The sequence below is a fragment of the Tsuneonella dongtanensis genome (assembly GCF_001698205.1).
Lineage (GTDB): Bacteria > Pseudomonadota > Alphaproteobacteria > Sphingomonadales > Sphingomonadaceae > Tsuneonella > Tsuneonella dongtanensis.
The window spans coordinates 2,308,163-2,330,170 of sequence record NZ_CP016591.1 but is presented as its reverse complement, the minus strand read 5'-3'; the positions used below and the strand labels follow the sequence as shown (position 1 = coordinate 2,330,170).

The following is a 22,008-nucleotide window of genomic DNA, read 5'->3' as shown; positions in this document are numbered from 1 at the left end:
TCTCCGTTGTAAGGTATGCATGACATAATGTCGCGATTCGCTGACTATGTCAACACTACCTGACAAAAAGTTCGGACTACTTTCCATGCGTCGTGCGGATGCCCGCGCGGTTGACGCTCCCGCGCGCCTCCGCCATTGCGCGCTGCAACATGAGCCGCGACCCGTCGAAATCCTTCCAGGACATGATTCTCAACCTCCACGATTTCTGGAGCGGGCAGGGGTGCGTCGTCCTCCAGCCCTACGACATGCGGATGGGGGCGGGGACGTTTCACCCGGCCACCACGCTGCGCGCGCTGGGGCCCGAGCCGTGGAACGCCGCGTTCGTCCAGCCGAGCCGCCGCCCGACCGACGGTCGCTATGGCGAAAACCCCAACCGCCTGCAGCACTATTACCAGTACCAGGTGATCATGAAGCCGAGCCCGGCGAACCTGCAGGAGCTCTACCTGGAATCGCTGGGCAGGATCGGGATCGATCCGCTGAAGCACGACATCCGTTTCGTCGAGGACGACTGGGAAAGCCCCACGCTCGGCGCGTGGGGGCTGGGCTGGGAAGTCTGGTGCGACGGGATGGAGGTGACCCAGTTCACCTATTTCCAGCAGATGGGCGGGTTCGACTGCAAGCCGGTGGCGGGCGAGCTGACCTACGGGCTTGAGCGCCTCGCGATGTACATCCAGGGCGTCGACAACGTGTACGACCTCGACTTTAACGGTCGCGGCACGACCTACGGCGACGTGTTCCTCGAGAACGAGCGCCAGATGTCGAAGTGGAACTTCGAGGTCGCCGATACCGAGGCGCTGTTCGACCTGTTCAAAAAGGCCGTGGCGGAATGCCGCAACTGCCTCGCCAACGACGTGCCCATCGCCGCCTACGAGCAGGCGATCGAGGCGAGCCATGTGTTCAACCTGCTCCAGGCGCGCGGCGTGATCAGCGTGCAGGAGCGCGCAAGCTACATGGGCCAGGTGCGCGACCTCGCGCGGTCCTCTTGCGAGGCCTACGCCGCCAAGATGACGCCCGAATGGCAGGCGAAGTACCCGGAGTGGTCGCTGTGAGCGGCGCCGACTTCCTCCTCGAACTCCTCTCCGAGGAAATTCCGGCGCGGATGCAGGCCGGCGCGCGCGCCGATCTCGAGCGGCTGTTCCGTGCCGAGATGGACGCGGCTGGCGTCGCGGTGGGCGAGGTCACGGTGTGGTCGACGCCGCGCCGTCTCGCGCTGGTCGCGAAGGGTCTGCCGGAGGCGACCGAGGCGGTCAGCGAGGAAGCCAAGGGCCCGCCCGAAGGCGCGCCCGATGCCGCCATCGACGGGTTCTGCCGCAAGGCGGGCGTGACCCGCGAGAGCCTCGAATTGCGCGACGTGAAGGGTCGCAACACGTATTTCGCGGTGATCGACAAGCCGGGCCGCGCCACGCGCGAAGTTCTGGCAGAGGTGATCCCGGCGATCGTCCGGGCGTTCCCGTGGCCCAAGTCGATGCGCTGGGGCGAAGCCTCGCTGTCGACCGAGAGCCTGCGCTGGATACGCCCGCTGTCGGGCATCGTCGCTCTGCTCGGGGACGAGGTCGTAGAGTGCGAAGTTCATGGGATGAGAGCTGGTCGCGAAACCGCGGGCCATCGCTTCCAGAAAATCCGCAAGCGCGATCCGAAGTCCCGCAATTTTGGACTGCCGATCGAGATATTCAAAGACAAGAACCCGACCGTCCTGAATGAAAATGGGATGATCGAAATCGACAATGCTGGCGAGTACGAGCGTAGGCTGTTCGACGCGCAAGTGATCGTAAATCAGGGACTACGCGAAGACGAGATCAGGTGGGGCGCTAAGGCTGCTGCGAATGGTGCCAGCCTCACGCTGGTCGAGGACGAGGGGCTGGTGATCGAGAACGCCGGCCTCACCGAATGGCCGGTGCCGCTGCTCGGCCGCTTCGATGAGGCCTTCCTCGACGTCCCGCCCGAGGTGATCCAGCTCACCGCGCGGACCAACCAGAAGTATTTTGTCTGCAACGACAGCGCGGGCAAGCTCGCCAACGCCTTCGTCTGCACCGCCAACATCGAGGCGGCGGACGGCGGCGCGGCGATCGTCGACGGCAACCGCAAGGTCCTCGCGGCGCGGCTATCCGATGCGCGCTTCTTCTGGGAGCAGGACCGCAAGACTTCGCTTGAGGACCACGCGAAGAAGCTGGAGCGGATCACCTTCCACGAAAAGCTCGGCACCGTCGCCGACAAGGTCGAGCGGGTGGCGAAGCTGGCCCGCTGGCTGGTCGAGGAAGGCATCATCCTCCCCGGAACGGGGAGGGGGACCGCGAGCGAAGCTCGGGGTGGAGGGGCACCCGCCGCTGGCGAGACCTCGCAAGGTTCCGCCAATCCGCTTGTGCCCCTCCACCATCCTGCGGATGGTCCCCCTCCCCCGGTGGGGGAGGATCGCGCTGCGCTAGCCGACCTCGCCGAACAGGCCGCGCGGCTCGCCAAGGCCGACCTCGTCACCGAAATGGTCGGCGAGTTCCCCGAACTGCAGGGCCTGATGGGCGGCTACTACGCCCGCGCCGAGGGCCTGCCCGACGCCGTCGCCGACGCCATCCGCGATCACTACAAGCCGGTCGGGCAGGGCGACGAGGTGCCGACCGCACCGGTGACGGTGGCGGTGAGTCTGGCGGACAAGCTGGATACCGCTATTTCCATGTTTGCTGTTGACGAATTGCCAACGGGTTCAAAAGACCCGTTTGCCTTAAGGCGGGCATTCCTCGGCGTAAGCTCGTTAATCGACATGAACGAACTTAGAGTGCCGCTCGAGCAAGTGGTAAGTATGATTGGCGAAATGTTATTCGAACGCTTCGCGGTCGCAACGACGCCTTACCAGGTCACCGACCCTTGGTTTGCATTTCAACACGATTTCACTTTCGACGAATCGGACCCGAAGCTCGACACTTATTTCTCTGATTTGCCATTTGACCACGAAGGTTTTGTTCCGCCCTCAAGTGAAAAAGAAGCAGAGGGCAGATCCGAGTACTTTCTTGTAGCCCGCGAAAAAACACGAGCACGAGTGATGTCGTTCGTAAGCGACCGCCTCAAGGTCCAGCAGCGCGAGGCGGGCGTCCGCCACGACCTGATCGACGCGGTGTTCGCGCTCGGGGGCGAGGACGACCTCGTCCGCCTGCTCGCCCGGGTCCATGCGCTGCAGGCGTTCATGGGCACCGAGGACGGCGCGAACCTGCTCGCCGGGTACAAGCGCGCGGCGAACATCCTCAAGAAAGAGGATTGGCAGCCCGCCGAAACGCGCATTCCCGACAACGCCGACGAAGACCCGATGGAAAACGTCGACGATCCGCAGATGCGCGCGATCTACGCGGCGCGGAGCGCTGAAAAGAAAACACTTTCCTACACGCCCGAACCTGAGGAAAAGGCGTTGATCGATGCGCTCGACGCGGCCGAGCCGCGCGCTGCCGCCGCCATCGGGACGGAGGATTTCGCCGCCGCGATGGCCGCGCTCGCCAGCTTGCGCGCCCCGATCGACCGGTTCTTTGACAGTGTGACGGTGAACGATGCCGACCCGGCCAGGCGGGCCGCGCGGCTGGACCTGCTGGCACGGTTCCGCGCGGCCGTGCACAATGTTGCGGATTTCTCGCGTATCGAGGGATAGGATTTGGGTGTCGCTTTCGTGTCGCTTTCCGGCACGTCCACCCGCCCGGATGACAGGGAGCGATGATGAAGACGGTCTACCCATTCGGCGGCGGCGCGCCCCTCGACGATCCCCGCGCCAAGGACAAGACGATCGTCGGCGGCAAGGGCGCGAACCTGGCGGAGATGGCCGACATCGGCCTTCCCGTGCCCCCCGGCTTCACGATCACGACCGAGGAATGCGTCCGCTACCTTGAGCACGGCGGCGAGTTTCCCGAGAGCCTGAAGGCCGCGGTCTCCGATGCCATCGGCCACATCGAACGGTCGGTGGGCAAGACGTTCGGCGATCCGGCCGATCCGCTTCTGGTCTCGGTCCGCTCGGGCGCGCGGGTCTCGATGCCGGGCATGATGGACACCGTCCTCAACCTCGGCCTCAACGACGAGACGGTGCAGGGCCTCGCGGCGGTGAGCGGCGATCCCCGCTTCGCCTGGGACAGCTACCGCCGTTTCATCCAGATGTACTCCGACGTCGTCCTCGGGCTCGATCACGGGCTGTTCGAGGAAGCGCTGGAGATCGCCAAGGAGGACAAGGGCCTCTACTCCGATACCGAGATGGAGGCCGACGACTGGCAGGCCCTGGTCGCCGAATACCGCAAGATCGCCGAGGACGAACTCGGCCGACCGTTCCCGCAGGACGTGCACGAGCAGCTCTGGGGCGCGATCCGCGCGGTGTTCGATTCGTGGGATTCGGACCGGGCAAAGGTCTATCGGCGCCTGAACGATATCCCCTCCGGCTGGGGGACCGCGGTCAACGTGCAGGCGATGGTCTTCGGCAACATGGGCGACACATCGGCCACCGGCGTCGCCTTCACCCGCGACCCGGCGACCGGCGAGCGGGCCTACTACGGCGAATGGCTGGTGAACGCGCAGGGCGAGGACGTCGTCGCCGGGATCCGCACCCCGCAGTACCTCACGAAAGCCGCGCGCGAACGGGCGAACGCCAAGCCGTTAGCCATGGAAGAGGCAATGCCCGAGGCCTACGCGGAGCTCGCCCGCGTGTTCGACCTGCTCGAGGCGCACTACCGCGACATGCAGGACATCGAGTTCACCGTGGAGCGCGGCAAGCTGTGGATGCTCCAGACCCGCAGCGGCAAGCGCACCGCCAAGGCCGCGCTCAAGATGGCGGTCGACATGGCGGGCGAGGGCCTGATCGACGAGCAGACCGCGATCCTGCGGGTCGATCCGATGGCGCTCGACCAGCTCCTGCACCCGACGCTCGATCCCGAGGCGCATCGCGACGTGCTGACCACCGGGCTCCCCGCCTCGCCCGGCGCGGCCTCGGGCAAGATCGTGCTCGACGCCGACACGGCCGAACAATGGGTCGCGCGGGGCGAGAAGGTCATCCTCGTGCGGGTAGAGACCAGCCCCGAGGACATCCACGGGATGCACGCCGCGCAGGGCATCCTCACCGCGCGCGGCGGGATGACGAGCCACGCGGCCGTGGTGGCCCGCGGGATGGGCCGGTGCTGCGTCTCGGGCGCCTCTGCCGTGTCGATCGACATGAAGAGCCGCACGCTCAGGATCGGCAACCGCGACATGGCGGAAGGCGACGTGCTCACGCTCGACGGTTCGACCGGGCAGGTCATGGCGGGCGAAGTGGCGACGATCGAGCCCGAGCTGGTGGGCGACTTCGGCACGCTGATGGAGTGGGCCGATCGGCATCGCCGGATGAAGGTCCGCACCAACGCCGAAACGCCCGATGATTGCCGCATGGCGGTCCAGTTCGGTGCCGAGGGGATCGGCCTCTGCCGGACCGAGCACATGTTCTTCGACGCGCGCCGGATCAGCGCCGTGCGCCAGATGATCCTGGCCGAGGACGAACGCGGGCGGCGCAAGGCGCTGGCCCTGCTGCTGCCCGAACAGCGCTCGGACTTCGCCGAGATCTTCCGCGTGATGAGCGGGTTGCCTTGCACCATCCGGCTGCTCGACCCGCCGCTGCACGAGTTCCTGCCGCACGAGGATGCCGACTTCGAGGAGCTGGCCGAAGCGACCGGCTACGGTGCCGACCACCTCAAGCGCCGCGCTGGGGAGCTACACGAGTTCAATCCGATGCTCGGCCATCGCGGCTGCCGGCTCGGTATCACCTATCCCGAAATCTACGAGATGCAGGCGCGCGCGATCTTCGAAGCCGCGTGCGATGTCGCGGCGGAAGGCGGAGAAGCGCCGATCCCCGAAGTGATGATCCCGCTGGTCGCCAGTCGCCGCGAACTCGAGCTGCTGCGCGCGCTCGTCGACCGCACCGCGCAGGACGTCTTTGCCGAGAAGGGCCGCACGCTCGACTACCTCGTCGGGACGATGATCGAACTGCCGCGCGCCGCGCTGATGGCGGGCGAGATCGCCGAGGAGGCGCGCTTCTTCAGCTTCGGCACCAACGACCTGACGCAGACCACGCTGGGCGTCTCGCGCGACGACGCAGGGCGCTTCCTGTCGGCCTATGTCGAGCGGGGAATCTTCCCGCGCGACCCGTTCGTCAGCCTCGACATCGACGGGGTTGGCCAGCTGGTCCGGCTGGCGGCGGAGCGGGGCAGGGCGACCCGTCCGGACATCAAGCTCGGCATCTGCGGCGAGCACGGCGGCGACCCGGCGAGCATCGTGTTCTGCGAGGAAGTCGGGCTCGATTACGTGTCGGCGAGCCCCTATCGGGTGCCGATCGCAAGGCTGGCCGCGGCGCAGGCAGCGCTGCGCAGCTAGTCGTGCCAGCCAGCCTAATCCCTCCAACCGGTAAGCGTCAGGATTTCGAGAGTTTCCACGACCCGGCCGTGCCGGTCGGCATCATCGAGAAACGCCGTGCGGGCGCGCTCGAGCCCGGCCTTGGTGACTGGCGGAGTGACATCCGCCAGGGCACTTGTCAGCCCTTGGGTGCGCAAATCGGCGACGAGCGTATCGAGCGAGCCAAAGCGCAGGCGGAGCGTCCAGCTGTCGGCGACCTGCCGCGAGAAACCCGCGCGCTGGAGCAGGGCGGCACCCGAGCGGGCATCGACCGCCGGATGCAGCCGCGCCGCGGGGCGTTCGCCATCGGCGGCGAGCAGGGCAGCGCGCAGCCGCGGCAAGCTCCCCGCGCCGACGAGGTTGGCGATCATCACGCCGCCCGGGCCCAGCGCGTTGCGCTGGTGGATCAGTGCTCCGGGAAGGTCGTTCACCGTGTCGAGCGCGCCGAGGCTGGCAATCAGTCCGAAGCCGCCGACGGGGTAGGGCGCTTCCAGGTCGAGCGAACCCGGCTCCGCCACCGTCACGCGGACTCCCTTTCGCTCGAGCATCTTGCCGAGTTCGCCGGCGCCGGTCCCCAGGACGAGGGCGCGATCCGGTTCGAGCCGCATGAACTCGATCCGCTCGAGCGCGTCCTCGACCAGCGCATCGGCGAGCCAGTCCGCCGCTCCGCTGCGCTGCTGGAGCATTCGGGCTCGCTCCGCCCGCGCTGTCATGCGCCGAGCGCTGAATATCTCGGGTGGCAGGTCGCGAACCATCGGACCGTCCCTGCTCCTGCAAGCGCGCGGTGGCAAGGGTGAGCGTGGCCGGGACCTTGCGCGAGGGAATCGCCCCGCTGGTCGACCTCGTATACCCTCCGCGATGTCCGTTGTGCGGTGCGGCCATCGGTGCCCAGACCGGACTCTGCGCCGCGTGCTGGAGCGAGTTGCGCATACCGGGTGAGCCTTCCTGCGCGCGGTGCCGCCGCCCTTTCGGCGAAATCGACCCCGGTGAGGGCGCGGTCTGCGGGCCATGCATCGCCGACCCGCCGCGCCACGACGGGATCGCCGCGGGAACGCTTTATGGCGAGGGGTCGCGCAAGCTGGTGCTTGCATTCAAGCACGGTCGGCGGATCGCGCTGGCGCCGATGCTGGCGCGGCTGATCGTCGCCCGCCTGCCGAAGCTCGAAGGCGAGTGGATCGTCGTCCCGGTTCCGCTGCATCGCTGGAGGCTGTGGACGCGCGGGTTCAACCAGGCTGCCTTGTTGGGAAGGGAGGTCGCGGCGATGACCGGGGCGACACTGATCGTCGACGGCCTCATGCGGACGAAACGAACGCCGGCGCTGGGCGGTCTCGGCCGCAAGGCGCGCAAGAGGACACTCTCGGGTGCCATAACCGTCGATCCGCGACGCGCCGAAAGCCTAAAGGGTGCGCAGGTCATCCTTGTCGACGACGTGCTTACCAGCGGCGCGACGAGCGACGCATGTGTAGCGGCGCTCAAGCGGGCGGGCGCGGCAAAGGTGGTGGTGGCGTGCTTCGCCCGGGTGCTCGACGAAGTAGACGGGTCCCGGGCCATAAACGAAACGCCCGGGGCCGAGACCCCGGGCGCACCGTGACGAAATTATTTGGACTTTCGGCTACCACCCCCTTCGGCAGCCTGGGTCCGATCCCTCATCGTCTGCTTCCGGAGTCGCGGAATGCGCGTTACTTCCTTCGGCGGTCCCTGAACCTGGCGCTCTTCGGCACCGGCGTTCCGGTTCGCTGCCCCTTCGGACTGCGAGGCGATGTGTCTCATTGATGCTGCGTTCATCAAAGCGACATCTTGCGCGAAGGCGGATTTTGAAAGAGGGCTGTTGTTATCGTGCAACAAACACCCGACAAACCCTCCGAAGCGCCCGAAGCGCCTTTCACGCCCAAGTTCGACGCCACCGGGCTGCTCACCGCGATCGTGGTCGATGGCGATAGCGGCGCGATCCTCATGCTCGCGCACATGGACAAGGAAGCATTGTCGAAGACGCGCGAGACGGGCTTGGCCCATTTCCATTCCCGCTCGCGCGGTCGTCTGTGGATGAAGGGCGAGTCTTCGGGAAATACGCTGCGCGTGGAGCGCATTCTCGTCGACTGCGACCAGGACGCGCTGGTGCTCGAATGCCGACCAACAGGCCCGGCCTGTCACACGGGGGCGATAAGTTGCTTCTACCGCGAGCTTGACGGCGACGTTCTCCGGTCCGTCAATACTTGACGCAAACGTAAAGTAAGGGCTATCCGGCGGGCATGGTCGAACCCGCCCGCAAGCCCGATTCCGCCCATCAGGGCGCGCACATCGATCGCCCCGACCTGCTCGAGCGCGAACAGTTCTCGATTTCGGACCTTACCGAGGAATTCGGCTGCACCGCCCGGGCGCTGCGCTTCTACGAAGACGAGGGCCTGATCGCTCCGCGTCGTGTCGGTCTGGCCCGGATCTACTCGAAGCGCGACCGCGCCAGGCTCGCATGGATCATGCGCGCCAAGAACGTCGGATTCAGTCTCGGCGACATTCGCGAGATGATCGACCTGTACGATCTCGGCGACGGGCGCGTCGAGCAACGCCGCTTCACCATCGAAAAGTGCCGCGCGCACATCGCCAAGCTGAAACGCCAGCGCGATGACATCGATTCGGCCATCACCGAGCTCACCGAGTTCGTCGCGCACGTCGAGCGCGTCGTCGACGAAGGATAACGAGGACCTTTCATGCCCATCTACAACGCCCCGACCCGCGATACGAAGTTCGTCGTCAACGAGGTTCTGGACCTTCCGAGCTATGGCAACCGGCCCGGCTTCGAGAGTGCGACTCCGGACCTGATCGACACCGTGATCGACGAGTGCGGGAAGTTCTGCGCGGAAGTGATCGCCCCGCTCAACCAGGTGGGCGACAGCGAGGGTTGCACCCGGCATCCCGACGGGTCGGTCACCACTCCGACGGGCTTCAAGGAAGCGTTCAACCAGTACGTCGAAGCGGGCTGGTCGACGCTCGCCGCGCCGGCCGATTTCGGCGGGCAGGACATGCCGCACGTCCTCGGCTTCGTGCTCGAGGAGTACGTCTCGTCGGCCAACCAGTCGTTCGGGATGTATCCCGGACTCACCAACGGCGCGGTCAATGCGCTGCTCGCCTTCGGCAGCGACAAGCTGAAGGAGACCTATGTCTCCAACATGATCGCCAACAAGTGGCTCGGCACGATGAACCTGACCGAGCCGCACTGCGGAACCGATCTCGGCCTCATCCGCACGAAGGCCGAACCGCAGGCCGACGGAAGCTACTCGATCACCGGGACCAAGATCTTCATCTCGGCCGGCGAGCACGACCTGACCGAGAACATCATCCATCTGGTGCTCGCGAAGACGCCGGGCGCTCCCGAGAGCAGCAAGGGCATCAGCCTGTTCGTAGTGCCCAAGATCCTCGTCAACGACGACGGCTCGCTGGGTGAGCGCAACGCGGTCCAGTGCGGTTCGATCGAGCACAAGATGGGCATTCACGGCAACTCGACCTGCGTCATGAACTATGACGGTGCGAAGGGCTGGCTCGTCGGCGAGGAAATGCGCGGCCTCGCGGCCATGTTCGTGATGATGAACGCCGCGCGCCTCGGTGTAGGCATTCAGGGCCTCTCGCAGGCGGAGATCGCCTATCAAAACGCCGTCGCCTATGCGCGCGACCGCCGTCAGGGCCGCGCGCTGACCGGCCCGGCCGAGCCCGACCAGAAGGCCGACAGCATCATCGTCCACCCCGACGTGCGGCGCATGCTGATGGACGCCAAGGCTTTCACCGAGGGCATGCGCGCCCTTTACCTCTACGCTTCGCTTCAGGTCGACCTGACCCACAAGGCGGAAACGGAGGAGGAGCGCACGCTGGCCGACGACCTGCTCGGTCTCCTGACCCCGGTGATCAAGGGCTACGGCACCGACAAGGGCTATGCCGTCGCGACCGATATGCAGCAGGTCTTCGGCGGGCACGGCTACATCGTCGAGTGGGGCATGGAGCAATACGTCCGCGATGCCCGCATCGCGATGATCTACGAAGGGACAAACGGCATCCAGGCGATGGACCTTTGCGGGCGCAAGCTCGCGCACAAGGGCGGCGCGGCGATCCAGGCCTTCTTCGCCCAGGTCGACGAGGAAGTGGCCGGTGCCGAGGGCGAACTCAAGCCTCTCGCCGATGCGCTGGCGAAGGCGGTCGGCGAACAGAAGGCCGCGACGATGTGGTTCATGCAGAACGCGATGGCGAACCCGAACAACCTCGGCGCGGGCGCGCATCACTACATGACCATAATGGGCGTGGTCACGCTCGGCTGGATGTGGCTCAAGATGGCGAAGGTCGCGGCCGCGCGGCTGGCGGAGGGCACGAGCGAAAAGGCCTTCTACGAGGCCAAGCTGACCACCGCGCGCTATTTCTTCGAGCGTTTCGGTCCCGACTGCGGTGCGCTGCGCCGGAAGATCGAGGCGGGTGCCGAGGCGATGATGGCGCTCGACGAGGACATGTTCCTCACCGCCGCATGATCCGATGACGACGACGGCCATCCGCACCGCCACGCCGGACGATGCGGAGGCCGTTGCCGCGATTTACGCACACCACGTGCTGCACGGCACCGCGAGCTTCGACACCGAGCCGCCTCCGGTACATTTCTGGACCGAGAAGATCGGTGCGATCGTTTCGCGCGGGTGGCCCTTCCTCGTGGCGATGTCGGAAGGCGCGGTGACGGGCTACGCCTACGCCAGCCAGTTTCGCGACCGACCCGCCTACGCGCACACGTGCGAGGACAGCATCTACATCGCTCCCGACCGGGTGGGCCAGGGCGTCGGCACAAGCCTGTTGGCCGCACTGATCGATGCCGCACACCATTGCGGGTTCGAGCAGATGATCGCGGTCATCGGCGGTGCCGAACCGGCGAGCGTCGCGCTCCATATGAAAGCGGGGTTCGAGGAAGCCGGCCGGATGCGCGGCGTGGGCCGCAAGTTCGGGCGGACACTCGACACCCTCTACATGCAGCGCGCGCTCGGCTGACCCGTCGACGTTATCGGAGCTTCGCGCCCGATCCGGTCCATTTCGCCACGACCTCTGCAATCGGTGGATGACCGCTGCCCACGGGGGAAGGCTGGTGGTGAACCGACAGCACCGTCGCGTAATTTTCGGTCCCGTCCCGGATCACCTGAAGGCGATCGGCGGGCGAGGGCAGGGCGACGAAGTCGAACTCGCCCCAGTCCTCCGACACGGCCCCCGTGCCGCGCACCATGATGATCCGGCAGCTTGGCATCGGGTGCATGGTAGTCGCCCCGGCCAATGAGGCAAGGGTCGACCACCGGACCAACGAGCCGGGTTAACTTCGCAACCCGGTGAGCGACCCGACGACGCTCTGCCGGGTCGGGCTCCCGATCACGAAGACGATCCCGATCTGCCGCGCGCGGGGGCCGAACATCGCACCCGCGAACGTCCCCGTGTAATCGGAATCGGGGCTTTCGGCGGTGCCCTCGAAACGACCGGTCGAGGGCACGTAGGTGCCGCGCAGCCGTACGTTGATCCGCACAGGCTGATTGCCACCCACCGTCGAACCCTGGACGAGCGGCAGGTCGAGCACGAAGTTTGTCGCGCCAAAATCGAACACTGCATCGGCCGTCGTTCCGAACCCGCCCGCTCCGTCGCGAGTTGGCGATGTCGAGATCGCCGTAAAACGGTACCCGACCTGCCCGCTGGAAGGGAGGTCGCCTGCGATCGTCGTTGCGCCTCCGATGGCGTAGCGGTCTGCCTTCACGCGTCGTCCTGTACCATCGCTGACATCGTAATCGCGCGCCTGTCGCACGAGCAGGATTGATTCGCTCGATACCAGGCTGGCGGTCGATGTCGTCGCCGACACGGTAAGCGTTTCATCGACGTAGGGTGTGTTCTGCAGGAGTCGCCACTGGCGCCCGCCGACCGTCTCGCTCGCCAGCAGGTTCGGGCCGAAGCTGGACACCGCCCCGCCGTAGTCGAGCGCGATCATTTCGCTCGCCCGGTTCCATGACAGGAACTGGTCCACGGCGCGCGCATCGACCGATCGACCCTCGCTCGACTGGACGAATTGTCCGGCCGAGATCGTTCCGACCCGCTCGACCGCCGCCGCAATGAGTGCATATCGGAAGTCGGCCGAGAAATCGTACACCGGCTTGTAGGTCGCAGCGGGGGTCGGTGTGGGCGATGGAGAGGGGCTAGGCGAGGGCGAGGGCGCGGGCGTGACGGCCACTGGACCCGTCGATTCGCCGGACCCGCCTCCACACGAAGCGAGCAGGACGGATGCCCCCAGGAGAAGGGCGGAAGACAGGTTCTTCATGAGTTGCGACTCCGGAAAAGGTGCCGCGATTTCCTAGCTTTGCGAGCCGAAAATTGGATTAACGCACTAAAGGAGTCGCATCTGGCCGCCTGTTTCCGGTGGCCGGAATTTCGTGCAGTCGAGCTCGAACCGTTCCTTGCCGATCCCGGCCCTTTTGCAGGCGAGGGCGAAACGTGCGCGGAAGAGGTCCGCCCAGACCCCCGAGGGTTTCATGCGGGTGAAGAAATCCGGATCGTTGTCCCTGCCGCCGCGGATCGAGCGGACGATCCCCATCACCTTGTCGCCCCGCTCGGGAAAGTGGACCGAGAGCCACTCGAGGAACAGCGGCGCCACCTCGTGCGGCAGGCGGAGCGGAATCCAGCCTGCCGAGCGGACTCCCAAGGCAGCTGCGCGGGCGACGATGTCCTCCATGAAACCGTCGGTGATGGCGGGGATAATCGGCGCGACCGAACAATGTGCCGGCACCCCGGCCTCGACCAGCCTCCCAAGGGCGGCAAGGCGCTTGGCGGGGGCGGCGGCGCGTGGCTCGAGCTTCCCCGACAGCTTCGGATCGAGCGTCGTGACCGATACGCAAACCGCGACAAGACGCCGCCTGGCCATCTCGGCGAGGATATCGAGATCGTCGATGACCCGGTCGGACTTGGTCGTGATCGTCACCGGATGGCGCGCGTCGAGGCACACCTCAAGAACCTGCCGGGTGATGCGATAGCGCCGCTCGATCGGTTGGTAGGGGTCCGTGTTGGTCCCCATCGCTATCGGTTTCGGCCGGTAGCGCGGCTTCGCCAGCGTTTCGCGCAGCAACCGCGCCGCGTCGGGCTTGGCGAACAGCTTCGTTTCGAAGTCCAGTCCGGGTGAAAGGTCGTGGTACGCATGGGTTGGCCGCGCAAAGCAATAGACGCACCCATGCTCACACCCGCGATAGGCGTTGATCGAGCGGTCGAACGGGATGTCGGGGGACGTGTTGAAGCTGAGGATCGTCTTGGGATTCTCTTCGGTGACGGTAGTGCGCAGCTTCACCGGTGGCCCGTCGAGCGCCTCCATATGGTCGCGCCAGTCGCCGTCGATCTCGCGCGTTGCCAGGCCGAAACGCGTCGGCACCGCCGAACCCTGAGCGCCGCGGCCAGCGATTTCCGGAGCGAGTCGCCGTTCCATGCATGAGAACATACATGGAACAACCCGGGTGATCCAGCTACGCGGAGCCAGAGTATTCGGGGGCGGCCTGCGATAGTTCGGTAGTGTCGCGGCCCGGAACCTCGGGCCTGACCCCACGGATGTCGAACGCACCGACCATGCCACAGGCCATGTGCCAGCTCAGTTGTTTGGAGTAAGCGCTGCGGAGCCTGTGGCCGGGAGCCGAAATGCCGGGGCCCGGTTCGCGCGTTTCGAGCCAGCGGATCAAACGGGGCAAGGCCGAAGCGGCCTCTTGCACGAGCGCGCGACATGACCCTTCATCGTGGACAAAGTGCGCATACTCGAAACCGCCGACGCTCCGGGACACGACCGACCGGTCGAGCAGGCACAAGTCGATCATTCGTTCAACCGATGCGCGATCATCGAAGTTGGTGTGAGCGAACCGCAATTCCGTTTCGGGAATGATCTTTCCGTCCCAGTGTTTGAACGGACCGCGCGGCGCACGCGCTCCCTGGAACGCGAACGATCCGCCGTATTTGGCTGTCGAGAACCAGACGAAATGCAATTCGTCCCTCCAGGTCCGCTTGAACTCGGGATACGGTCCGGAGAAGCCGCAAGCCGAGAGTTGCGGCTCCATTACCTCGCGAATGGCCTTGCGCACGAACCGGTTGCTCGGCCGCGCCGCCATCAGGATTCCTGCAACCTCGGCATAAGGTCCACGAAGTTGCAGGGGCGGTTGCGGCTGTCGAGTTGCTCGGCGAGGATGCCGTCCCAGCCATCCTTCACCGCGCCGTTGGAGCCGGGCAGCGCGAAGATGTAGGTTCCGCGCGCGACGACCGCCATCGCGCGGCTCTGGACAGTGCTGGTGCCGATCGATCGATAGCTGATCATGCGGAACAGCTCGCCGAAGCCGGGGATCTCCTTGTCCTTCACGCGGTCGAGCGCCTCCGGCGTCACGTCGCGGCCGGTCAGGCCGGTCCCGCCGGTCGTCACGATGGCATCGACCTGGGGGTCGTCGATCCACGTATTGAGGCGATTGGCGAGGATGGTCGCATCGTCCTTTTCGATGGCACGAGCGACCAGCTTGTGGCCGGCGGACCGCACACGCTCGGCAAGGATGTCGCCGCTGGTATCGTCGGCGACAGTGCGGGTGTCGGAAACGGTCAGTACGGCGATATTGATCGGCCTGAACGGCCGGTCGGGATCGACCGCCATCAGCGGTTGCTGCTCAGGCGAACTGCTCGCGCACCCGAAAGCTCGGGGAAGGTCGGCCACATTCCCTGCGCCAGCGCCTTGCGACTTTCGGAACCGACGCCTGCCTGCCGCTCGTACATCCAGTAGTTGCGCATCACGATGCCGACGTAGCCGCGCGTTTCCCAATAGGGGATGCTTTCCATGTAGAGCAGCGGATCGCCCTGGTCGTTGATCTCGCTGTTCCAGCGGGTGATCGGGCTGAGACCTGCGTTGTAGGCCGCCATGATCTTGGGAAGCAGCCCGCCGGTCGCCGCGCTGTCGCGCAGCATCGAAAGGTGTCGCTGGCCAAACGCCAGATTGACCTCGGGCTTGTTAAGATCGCTCGGGCTGCCGCTGTAACCAAGGCTGCCCGAGTGGTCTTTCGCCGCTGCAGGCATGATCTGCATCAGCCCGCGCGCGCCTGCGGGGCTGACGGCGCCGGCCTGAAAGCGTGATTCCTGCAGCGCGTGCGCAAAGGCCAGCGCCGGGTCGACCTTCCAGCCGTTCGAAGGCTGCCAGCGCGGCGCCGGATATCGCAGTGCGTATTCCGCCCGGGCTCCGCGCGGAGCATTGGCCGACATCCACAACTGGGTCGACGGCAGACCGAGTTCGCGCGCAAGGCGGCTCAGGGCGTCGTATTCGCTCGCCGGGCCGATCCGGGCCTCGTGGCGCAGCACTTCGTCGGCAAGGGCATCGCGGCCGATTTCCGAAAGGGCAACCGCCGTGCGGACGTTGGGCTGATCGCGCAGCCGTTGCCAGTCGCCGAGATCGAAGTCCGCGGTGCGCTTTCCGCCCGGAAGCTCCTGCCCCAGGGCTTCGCGTGCCAGCATGCCGTAAAGCGTCTCGTCCATCCGGGCCGCGCCGCGCAGTTGCTCGGCGGCCTTTTCGGGCTGGCGGCAACGCACGTTCGCACGGCTCGCCCAGTAATAGGCGGCGGCATTGAGCTCGGGATTCTGCGCTGAGAGCGCCGCCCGCTGGAAAGCATCGGCCGCGCCTGCGCAGTCGTTCAGGCGCCACGCCGCAAGGCCGGCGGCCCAGTCGCCTTCGCCCACCCAGGCGCCGCTGCCGCCTTCGCGGACCGTGTTCGCCATCGCCAGGGCGGCGGCATCCTGATTCTCGATGTAATAGCTCCAGGCGACGCGCTGGCGCCATTCGGCCCGGGCTGCGCTCGACAGGGAAGCGTCGACACCGTCGAGTAGTACGCGAGCGCCGGACGGGTCGTCGTTCTTGATCCGCTCCAGGATGGCCGCCTTGACCGTCGCAGGCATCGTTCCGTCGTCGACCGCCGAGGGAAGAACGCGGCGCGGGGCGTAGCCCTGCGGGACGAGGCGTTGCTCGGCAGGCAGGCCGGGCATCGCGGTGAGACCGCGCTTGAGGCCGAGATTGGCGATCTGCTCTGCTTGCGGCAGGCTAGTGCCCTGCGACAGCCAGGCCTCGATCGCCGGCAGTTCGACTTTCGGGCTCGCGGCATCGAGGAAATATTCTGCGCGCGCGACCTGGTGCAGCGGCCCGTCCGCCTTCTCGGCGAACATCGCGTCGACGCGGGTCCAGTCCTTGGCGTCGATCGCCGAGAACAGCGACTTGTACCAGTCGCGCTCCGACTTGCTCAGCAGCTCGGGGACGTTGGTCGAATTGGCGCGGTTGCGGAAATATTCGGCGGCGCTGGAATTGGCGAGAGCGGGCGAGGCAAAAGTGCAGGCCAATGCGCTCGCGATGAGTACAGCTATCCGTCGGCTTCGCGCCATGTGTCGCTTTCCGTCCAATCCAGCCAGTGCTGCCAGAGACGCGCCCGGAGCTGCCCGTTACCGAGCAACCGTTCGAGCCCGGCTGCAAACAGCGAAGGAACCCTGCCGCCTTCATGGTTAAAGGAACGTAACTTTTGAGCGCCTTGCGCTGGATCGTGCCCGCAAAGCGGCAGGATGTTCCGTCCGAAGACCAACAGTCGCTTCGGGCGCACGAGGGCGACGTGGTGGGCGAGGAGTTCGCCCATGCCCTGTCGCTCGATCTGTGCCCAGTCGGCAAGCGGGGTGTGCCGGGGGAGGACCGCGGCCTTGTAGACCTTTTCGCCAGGCAGCCCGGCCGCGCGCAGGAACCCGTCGAGCAGCTTGCCATGCGGGCCGGACAGCAGCGTTTCCCGGTCCATCTCCTCGGGCATGGCGACAAGGACCATGAGGTCCGCTCCCGCTTCCCCGGCGGGTGCAATGCGCGGGGATAGGCCGCCTTCGTCGAGCGACGGTTCGGCAAGCCACCAACGCTGGAAAGCCGCGAGATCGGTCGGCCAGCTTTCGCGGGGGCCGCCGATGGTCGGCTCGAGCGCGATGGGCGGCACCTCGTCGGCGATCCGCCGCTGGGGAGCCTCTATTGGCTCCTCTGCTGCTGCGTCGGGATCGGTCAGCCACGCGTGCGGATCGTCGCGAAACACCGCGTCGACGCCCGCTTCGCGCCACCAGTCGAGCACGGCGGCAATATCACTGGCCAGGGGATGGGAAGCAGGCTTGTCCACGGGACATGGGTCTTGACCTGCCCCCGCGCTGCAATCAAGCGTTTCCCCGACATTCCAACGGGGAGCCGACAGGCAATGAGCGAACGCGAATCGATGCCGTGCGACGTGGTGATCGTCGGTGGAGGCCCGGCGGGCCTGGCCGCGGCGATCCGGCTGAAGCAGCTCAACGATGCACTCGAGGTCGTGGTGCTCGAAAAGGGCAGCGAGATCGGGGCGCACATCCTGTCGGGCGCGGTGGTCGATCCGAAGGCGCTCGACGAGCTTCTGCCCGAGTGGCGCGATAGCTGCCCGATGGCGCAGACCCCGGTCACCGACAACTGGCACTGGGTGCTCTCGAAGAATGGCAAGACGAGCCTGCCGCACCTGATGATGCCGCCCTTCATGTCGAACGACGGGTGCTACACCGGCAGCCTCGGCAACATGTGCCGCTGGCTGGCGGAGCAGGCCGAAGCGTTGGGGGTGATGATTTTCCCCGGCTTCCCGGCGGCTGAAATCATCATTTCCGAGGATGGAATCGTCAGCGGTGTCGTCACGCAGGACATGGGCGTGGCGGCGGATGGTTCGCACAAGCCCGATTATCAGCCCGGCATGGAGATCCACGCCAAGTACACGCTCCTCGCCGAAGGCGCGCGCGGCAACCTGACCAAGCAGATGAAGGCCAGGTTCGACCTCGAGGCGGATTGCCAGCCGCAGGTCTACGGGCTTGGTATCAAGGAACTGTGGGACATCGATCCCGACAAGCACGTTCCCGGCCGGGTGATCCACACCCAGGGCTGGCCCCTTTCCGAAAGCGAGAGCTGGGGCGGCGGGTTCCTCTACCACCAGGCGAACGGCCAGGTCGCGCTCGGGTTCGTCACCGCGCTCGACTACCGCAACCCGTGGGTCAGCCCGTTCCAAGAATTCCAGCGCTGGAAGCAGCACCCGGCGATCCGCGAATACCTCGAGGGCGGCAAGCGCGTGGCCTATGGGGCGCGGGCGATCAACGAGGGCGGCTGGCAGAGCGTGCCGAAGCTCGCGTTTCCCGGCGGCGCGCTGATTGGCTGCGCGGCCGGGTTCGTGAACGTGCCGCGCATCAAGGGCAGCCACACTGCGATGAAGAGCGGCATGCTCGCCGCCGAGAGCATCGTGGCGGCCATTGGTCGGGGCGAGGAAAAGACCGCGCTGATGGACTACGACGCGGCGGTCCGCGACAGCTGGATCGCGACCGAGCTCAAGCTGGTGCAGAACGCGCAGCCCGCGGTCGCCAAGTTCGGCGGCGACATCGGCACCGTGATCGCCGGCCTCGACATGTGGCTGCGCTATCTCAAGCTGCCGATCATCCCGGCGATGAAGCACGAGCCCGACTACGAGCTGACCGGTCGCGCCGACCTGTTCCCGAAGATCGCCTATCCCAAGCCCGACGGGGTGATCAGCTTCGACCGCCTGACCAGCGTCAGCTTCAGCTACACCAACCATGCCGAGGACCAGCCGGTCCACCTCAAGGTCAAGGACATGGATCTGCAGAAGCGCAGCGAGCTTGGCGTCTACGGCGGCCCCTCGCAGTTCTACTGTCCGGCGGGCGTCTACGAATGGCTGGTCGACGAGGCCACCGGCGCGCCGAAATACCAGATCAACTCGCAGAACTGCGTCCACTGCAAGACTTGCGACATCAAGGACCCCAACCAGAACATCACCTGGGTCACCCCCGAAGGTGGCGGCGGGCCGAACTATCCGAATATGTGAGTCATGAAGCGGCTCGCTCCCGTAGGAATCGGAGCACTCTTCCTTGGGTTCGGCAGCCTGTACGTTTGGTCGAAATTTGATCGCACTGCAGCGTATTCGGCGATCTGCGATGCAGGACTCCCAAACCTTTCCCGGCCCGCGGAAGTGAAGGCCGATGATCTTGGCTGTGTGGTCCTTGCACCGAAGGCGGTTTATGATGGTGTGCTAATTACCGGATTCGAAGCTTCCAATTTTTCCAGCGCAAATTTTCCCAGGAATTCCGGCAGTTTTTTTGAGCGCGACGATCTAAGAGCTTGGTTCAATTGCCCCGCAACCGGGTGTGGCAACGCGCTTAGGAAGCAATTGGATAACCGCTATCTCGATTCATGCATATTGGATGAACTAGACGGAATCGGGTTCGCGTCCATCCGAGTGGAAGGCTGGGTCACGCTGTCGGCGGATAGATTTGGGCATCTCGGTGCCTATCCGAAAGAGTTCTACGCTTCCAAAATACTGAAGGTCGGTCCGCCTCCCAAGTCCATCATCGATCGATGGATAGCTGGGTATCGAAGGGCCGAGCTTTGTGACGATCAATAGAATTCGTATCACGGAGAAATGTAGAGCGTAAGCATGCACGAAACCGCATTCGCCAAGATCAACCTTGCGCTGCATGTCCGGCGTCGGCGGGAGCATCCTCCCCGGAACGGGGAGGGGGACCACACGCAGTGTGGTGGAGGGGCACGTGCCGATGGCGGGACCTAGCGAGACTGTCCGCCGCGCGCGCAAGCTACGCGCCGAGATGTCGCCGCCGGAAATCAAGCTGTGGAATGTCCTGCGGGATCGTCCCGGCGGGTTTAAATTCCGTCGCCAACACCCAGCTGGGCAGTATGTGCTCGATTTCTACTGCGCATCAGTGAGACTGGCGATCGAGATCGACGGGTTCGCCCATGACAGCGCACGTGCTGCTGCGCGCGACGCTCGGAGATCGGAGTGGTTGCGGTCGCAGCATATCGCGACTTTGCGGGTTCCTGCCCGGGTTGTGCTGGATGATGTGGAGGCAGTTGTCGCGAGAGTCGTCGAGGTTTGTGAGCAGCGGGCTGCCGCGATGTCTCGCCAGAGGATTGTGCCCCTCCACCATCCTGCGGATGGTCCCCCTCCCCCGGTGGGGGAGGACGGGTGAACGAAACCGCATTCGCCAAGATCAACCTTGCGCTGCATGTCCGGCGGCGGCGGGGGGACGGGTATCACGAGCTCGAGACTTTGTTCGCGTTCGTCGATGCAGGGGACGGGCTGACCGCGCGCGCGGCAGAGCGGGACGAGCTAACAGTTATCGGCGAGTTCGCCCCGCAACTGGCTGATCCGTTTGGCAATATTGTCTCCAAGGCGCTCGGCAAACTGCCCCGGACAGGCGGGTTGGCGATCGCGCTCGAGAAGAACCTGCCAGTCGCCGCGGGGCTCGGGGGCGGGTCGGCGGATGCGGGGGCGGTGTTCCGGATCGTCGAGGCGATGCACGGGCTTCCAGACGACTGGCGCGAGCGGGCCGCATCGCTCGGCGCCGATGTGCCTGCCTGCGTCGAGAGCCGGATGTGTCTCGGCCACGGAACCGGCACCGAATTGTCGAGTGTTGACAACGATCTGGAGGGCACTCCTGTCATCCTCGTGAATCCGCGCCTGCCGCTCGCGACCGGGCCGGTGTTCGCCGGATGGGACGGAGAGGATCGCGGGCCGCTGCCCGATGGGCCAGCCTCGAAGATCGCCGCGGATGGGCGCAACGACCTCGAAGCGCCCGCAATCGCGTTGGTCCCGCAGATCGCCGAGGTCCTTTCGGCGCTGCGCGAGGGCGCGGCTCTCGCCCGCATGTCGGGTTCGGGCGCGACCTGTTTTGCGCTTTACGCCGACGAGCAGACGCGCGACGAGGCGGCGGAGCGGATCGCGCGCGATCATCCCGGCTGGTGGCAGATGAGCGGAAACCTGCGCCCATGATCAGCGAATGGCAGCCCTGGCGCCACATCGGGCCCGAGCCGCGCAGGCGCGGGATCGTGCTCATCGCCGATCACGCATCGAACTTCGTCCCCGACGACATCGTCCTCGGCATCGAACCCGCGCTCATGAACGACCACATCGCCATCGACATCGGCGTCGAAGGCGTCGCGGAGCGCATGGCGCGACGTCATGGCGTCCCCGCGCATGTCGCCTGCGTGAGCCGCCTGGTCTGCGATCTCAACCGCGACGAGGACGATCCGCGGGTCGTGCCCGCCAGCAGCGACGGGCACACGATCCCCGGCAACATCGGCGCGGACCTGGAGCGGCGGCTCGACCGATTTCACCGCCCCTACCACCATGCGCTCGCCGATTGGCTCGACCATGCCGATCCGGGACTGGTCATCTCGCTGCACAGCTTCACCCCGGCGCTCAAGAGCGCGCCCGCCAGCCGCCCGTGGGAGGTCGGCATTCTCTACAACACCGACGACCGCGCCGCCCGCCACGGCATCCGCCTGTTCGGCGAGGCGGGGCTCACCGTCGGCGACAACGAGCCCTATTCGGGCCGGGACCTCAACGCGACGATGAACCGCCATGCAGAGGCGCACGGCCGTGCATACCTCGGCATCGAGGTGCGGCAGGACCAGATCGATACCGAAGCGGGCCAGGCGCGCTGGGCCGCGCTGATCGCCGATGTCGCGGGCCGGGTGGCACTCATGCTTGAGGCGGCGTAAGGAAAAGGCGTTGGGTTTGGCGCGGCGGTTCGCCTAGGTCGGCC

General features: G+C 66.0%; 21 protein-coding genes. 13 read left to right on the top strand and 8 right to left on the bottom strand.

Annotation, left to right across the window (positions count from 1 at the left end):
• Positions 1 to 149: 149 nt before the first annotated feature.
• The 3 genes from A6F68_RS11400 to ppdK all read left to right on the top strand — a co-directional run bounded on the left by A6F68_RS11400 (position 150) and on the right by ppdK (position 6,354).
• Positions 150 to 1,049, top strand: a complete 900-nt coding sequence (locus A6F68_RS11400; protein WP_067682515.1) for a glycine--tRNA ligase subunit alpha — start codon at positions 150 to 152, stop codon at positions 1,047 to 1,049.
• The gene (locus A6F68_RS11395; protein WP_067680122.1) at positions 1,016 to 3,625 is read left to right on the top strand and encodes a glycine--tRNA ligase subunit beta; all 2,610 of its coding nucleotides are present in this window, start codon (positions 1,016 to 1,018) and stop codon (positions 3,623 to 3,625) included. The genes A6F68_RS11400 and A6F68_RS11395 overlap by 34 nt, the downstream gene beginning before the upstream one ends.
• Positions 3,626 to 3,687: 62 nt before the next feature.
• A complete protein-coding gene (gene ppdK / locus A6F68_RS11390) occupies positions 3,688 to 6,354 on the top strand; it encodes a pyruvate, phosphate dikinase (protein ID WP_067680119.1) in 2,667 nt (888 codons plus the stop codon).
• A 14-nt stretch (positions 6,355 to 6,368) separates the two neighbouring features.
• On the opposite strand, the gene A6F68_RS11385 is transcribed toward ppdK, so the two are convergent.
• Positions 6,369 to 7,058 carry a methyltransferase domain-containing protein gene (locus A6F68_RS11385; RefSeq protein ID WP_232308130.1) on the bottom strand — a complete coding sequence of 230 codons (690 nt, stop codon included), beginning with the start codon at positions 7,056 to 7,058 and terminating at the stop codon, positions 6,369 to 6,371.
• A 107-nt stretch (positions 7,059 to 7,165) separates the two neighbouring features.
• On the opposite strand from A6F68_RS11385, the gene A6F68_RS11380 reads away from it, so the two are divergent.
• The 5 genes from A6F68_RS11380 (at position 7,166) to A6F68_RS11360 (ending at position 11,382) form a co-directional block, all read left to right on the top strand.
• Positions 7,166 to 7,963, top strand: a complete 798-nt coding sequence (locus A6F68_RS11380) for a ComF family protein (protein WP_067680114.1) — start codon at positions 7,166 to 7,168, stop codon at positions 7,961 to 7,963.
• A 245-nt stretch (positions 7,964 to 8,208) separates the two neighbouring features.
• On the top strand, positions 8,209 to 8,589 hold the full coding sequence (gene hisI, locus A6F68_RS11375; RefSeq protein ID WP_067680111.1) for a phosphoribosyl-AMP cyclohydrolase: 381 nt from the start codon (positions 8,209 to 8,211) through the stop codon (positions 8,587 to 8,589).
• A 32-nt stretch (positions 8,590 to 8,621) separates the two neighbouring features.
• Positions 8,622 to 9,065, top strand: a complete 444-nt coding sequence (locus A6F68_RS11370) for a MerR family transcriptional regulator (protein WP_067680109.1) — start codon at positions 8,622 to 8,624, stop codon at positions 9,063 to 9,065.
• A 12-nt stretch (positions 9,066 to 9,077) separates the two neighbouring features.
• The gene (locus A6F68_RS11365) at positions 9,078 to 10,877 is read left to right on the top strand and encodes an acyl-CoA dehydrogenase C-terminal domain-containing protein (RefSeq protein ID WP_067680107.1); all 1,800 of its coding nucleotides are present in this window, start codon (positions 9,078 to 9,080) and stop codon (positions 10,875 to 10,877) included.
• Between the two features lie 4 nt (positions 10,878 to 10,881).
• Positions 10,882 to 11,382: a GNAT family N-acetyltransferase gene (locus tag A6F68_RS11360; RefSeq protein ID WP_067680105.1), complete on the top strand. Its 501-nt coding sequence runs from the start codon at positions 10,882 to 10,884 to the stop codon at positions 11,380 to 11,382.
• 10 nt (positions 11,383 to 11,392) lie between these two features.
• Here A6F68_RS11360 and A6F68_RS11355 read toward each other — a convergent pair whose 3' ends face one another.
• The 7 genes from A6F68_RS11355 to A6F68_RS11325 form a co-directional block, all read right to left on the bottom strand.
• On the bottom strand, positions 11,393 to 11,641 hold the full coding sequence (locus A6F68_RS11355) for a hypothetical protein (protein ID WP_198152596.1): 249 nt from the start codon (positions 11,639 to 11,641) through the stop codon (positions 11,393 to 11,395).
• A gap of 54 nt (positions 11,642 to 11,695) precedes the next feature.
• Positions 11,696 to 12,595: a hypothetical protein gene (locus tag A6F68_RS11350; RefSeq protein WP_198152595.1), complete on the bottom strand. Its 900-nt coding sequence runs from the start codon at positions 12,593 to 12,595 to the stop codon at positions 11,696 to 11,698.
• Positions 12,596 to 12,748: 153 nt separating this feature from the next.
• Positions 12,749 to 13,834: a PA0069 family radical SAM protein gene (locus A6F68_RS11345; protein WP_067680096.1), complete on the bottom strand. Its 1,086-nt coding sequence runs from the start codon at positions 13,832 to 13,834 to the stop codon at positions 12,749 to 12,751.
• A 37-nt stretch (positions 13,835 to 13,871) separates the two neighbouring features.
• Positions 13,872 to 14,501, bottom strand: coding sequence for a hypothetical protein (locus A6F68_RS11340; RefSeq protein ID WP_067680093.1), 630 nt, complete (start codon positions 14,499 to 14,501; stop codon positions 13,872 to 13,874).
• Positions 14,501 to 15,028, bottom strand: coding sequence for a molybdenum cofactor biosynthesis protein B (moaB, locus tag A6F68_RS11335; protein WP_067680090.1), 528 nt, complete (start codon positions 15,026 to 15,028; stop codon positions 14,501 to 14,503). Before moaB ends, A6F68_RS11340 begins: the two co-directional genes overlap by 1 nt.
• Entirely contained in the window at positions 15,028 to 16,791 is a 1,764-nt protein-coding gene (locus A6F68_RS11330) for a lytic transglycosylase domain-containing protein (RefSeq protein WP_067680087.1), read from the bottom strand. The genes moaB and A6F68_RS11330 overlap by 1 nt, the downstream gene beginning before the upstream one ends.
• Positions 16,770 to 17,549, bottom strand: a complete 780-nt coding sequence (locus A6F68_RS11325) for a uracil-DNA glycosylase family protein (protein WP_067680084.1) — start codon at positions 17,547 to 17,549, stop codon at positions 16,770 to 16,772. The genes A6F68_RS11330 and A6F68_RS11325 overlap by 22 nt, the downstream gene beginning before the upstream one ends.
• 75 nt (positions 17,550 to 17,624) lie before the next feature.
• Here A6F68_RS11325 and A6F68_RS11320 point away from each other — a divergent pair, with 75 nt between their 5' ends.
• The 5 genes from A6F68_RS11320 (at position 17,625) to A6F68_RS11305 (ending at position 21,964) form a co-directional block, all read left to right on the top strand.
• Positions 17,625 to 19,271: an electron transfer flavoprotein-ubiquinone oxidoreductase gene (locus A6F68_RS11320; RefSeq protein WP_067680081.1), complete on the top strand. Its 1,647-nt coding sequence runs from the start codon at positions 17,625 to 17,627 to the stop codon at positions 19,269 to 19,271.
• A gap of 3 nt (positions 19,272 to 19,274) precedes the next feature.
• Positions 19,275 to 19,847 carry a hypothetical protein gene (locus A6F68_RS15055; protein WP_157096721.1) on the top strand — a complete coding sequence of 191 codons (573 nt, stop codon included), beginning with the start codon at positions 19,275 to 19,277 and terminating at the stop codon, positions 19,845 to 19,847.
• Between the two features lie 73 nt (positions 19,848 to 19,920).
• Positions 19,921 to 20,430 (top strand): endonuclease domain-containing protein, encoded by a 510-nt coding sequence (locus A6F68_RS11315; RefSeq protein ID WP_335673614.1) that lies wholly within the window; start codon positions 19,921 to 19,923, stop codon positions 20,428 to 20,430.
• Positions 20,427 to 21,233, top strand: a complete 807-nt coding sequence (locus tag A6F68_RS11310; protein ID WP_067680078.1) for a 4-(cytidine 5'-diphospho)-2-C-methyl-D-erythritol kinase — start codon at positions 20,427 to 20,429, stop codon at positions 21,231 to 21,233. The genes A6F68_RS11315 and A6F68_RS11310 overlap by 4 nt, the downstream gene beginning before the upstream one ends.
• The gene (locus A6F68_RS11305) at positions 21,230 to 21,964 is read left to right on the top strand and encodes an N-formylglutamate amidohydrolase (RefSeq protein ID WP_067680075.1); all 735 of its coding nucleotides are present in this window, start codon (positions 21,230 to 21,232) and stop codon (positions 21,962 to 21,964) included. Before A6F68_RS11310 ends, A6F68_RS11305 begins: the two co-directional genes overlap by 4 nt.
• The last annotated feature ends 44 nt before the right edge of the window (positions 21,965 to 22,008 follow it).

What these genes read in the sequence shown, in the direction of transcription:
- A6F68_RS11370 (WP_067680109.1), top strand. Translation starts at nt 8,622, where the DNA reads ATGGTCGAACCCGCCCGCAAGCCCGATTCCGCCCATCAGGGCGCGCAC.
- moaB (WP_067680090.1), bottom strand. Translation starts at nt 15,028, where the DNA reads ATGGCGGTCGATCCCGACCGGCCGTTCAGGCCGATCAATATCGCCGTA.
- A6F68_RS11305 (WP_067680075.1), top strand. Translation starts at nt 21,230, where the DNA reads ATGATCAGCGAATGGCAGCCCTGGCGCCACATCGGGCCCGAGCCGCGC.
- ppdK (WP_067680119.1), top strand. Translation starts at nt 3,688, where the DNA reads ATGATGAAGACGGTCTACCCATTCGGCGGCGGCGCGCCCCTCGACGAT.
- A6F68_RS11395 (WP_067680122.1), top strand. Translation starts at nt 1,016, where the DNA reads ATGGCAGGCGAAGTACCCGGAGTGGTCGCTGTGAGCGGCGCCGACTTC.
- A6F68_RS11340 (WP_067680093.1), bottom strand. Translation starts at nt 14,501, where the DNA reads ATGGCGGCGCGGCCGAGCAACCGGTTCGTGCGCAAGGCCATTCGCGAG.
- A6F68_RS11355 (WP_198152596.1), bottom strand. Translation starts at nt 11,641, where the DNA reads ATGCACCCGATGCCAAGCTGCCGGATCATCATGGTGCGCGGCACGGGG.
- A6F68_RS11385 (WP_232308130.1), bottom strand. Translation starts at nt 7,058, where the DNA reads ATGCTCCAGCAGCGCAGCGGAGCGGCGGACTGGCTCGCCGATGCGCTG.
- A6F68_RS11400 (WP_067682515.1), top strand. Translation starts at nt 150, where the DNA reads ATGAGCCGCGACCCGTCGAAATCCTTCCAGGACATGATTCTCAACCTC.
- A6F68_RS11360 (WP_067680105.1), top strand. Translation starts at nt 10,882, where the DNA reads ATGACGACGACGGCCATCCGCACCGCCACGCCGGACGATGCGGAGGCC.
- A6F68_RS11315 (WP_335673614.1), top strand. Translation starts at nt 19,921, where the DNA reads ATGTCCGGCGTCGGCGGGAGCATCCTCCCCGGAACGGGGAGGGGGACC.
- A6F68_RS11320 (WP_067680081.1), top strand. Translation starts at nt 17,625, where the DNA reads ATGAGCGAACGCGAATCGATGCCGTGCGACGTGGTGATCGTCGGTGGA.
- A6F68_RS11345 (WP_067680096.1), bottom strand. Translation starts at nt 13,834, where the DNA reads ATGGAACGGCGACTCGCTCCGGAAATCGCTGGCCGCGGCGCTCAGGGT.
- A6F68_RS11330 (WP_067680087.1), bottom strand. Translation starts at nt 16,791, where the DNA reads ATGGCGCGAAGCCGACGGATAGCTGTACTCATCGCGAGCGCATTGGCC.
- A6F68_RS11365 (WP_067680107.1), top strand. Translation starts at nt 9,078, where the DNA reads ATGCCCATCTACAACGCCCCGACCCGCGATACGAAGTTCGTCGTCAAC.
- A6F68_RS15055 (WP_157096721.1), top strand. Translation starts at nt 19,275, where the DNA reads ATGAAGCGGCTCGCTCCCGTAGGAATCGGAGCACTCTTCCTTGGGTTC.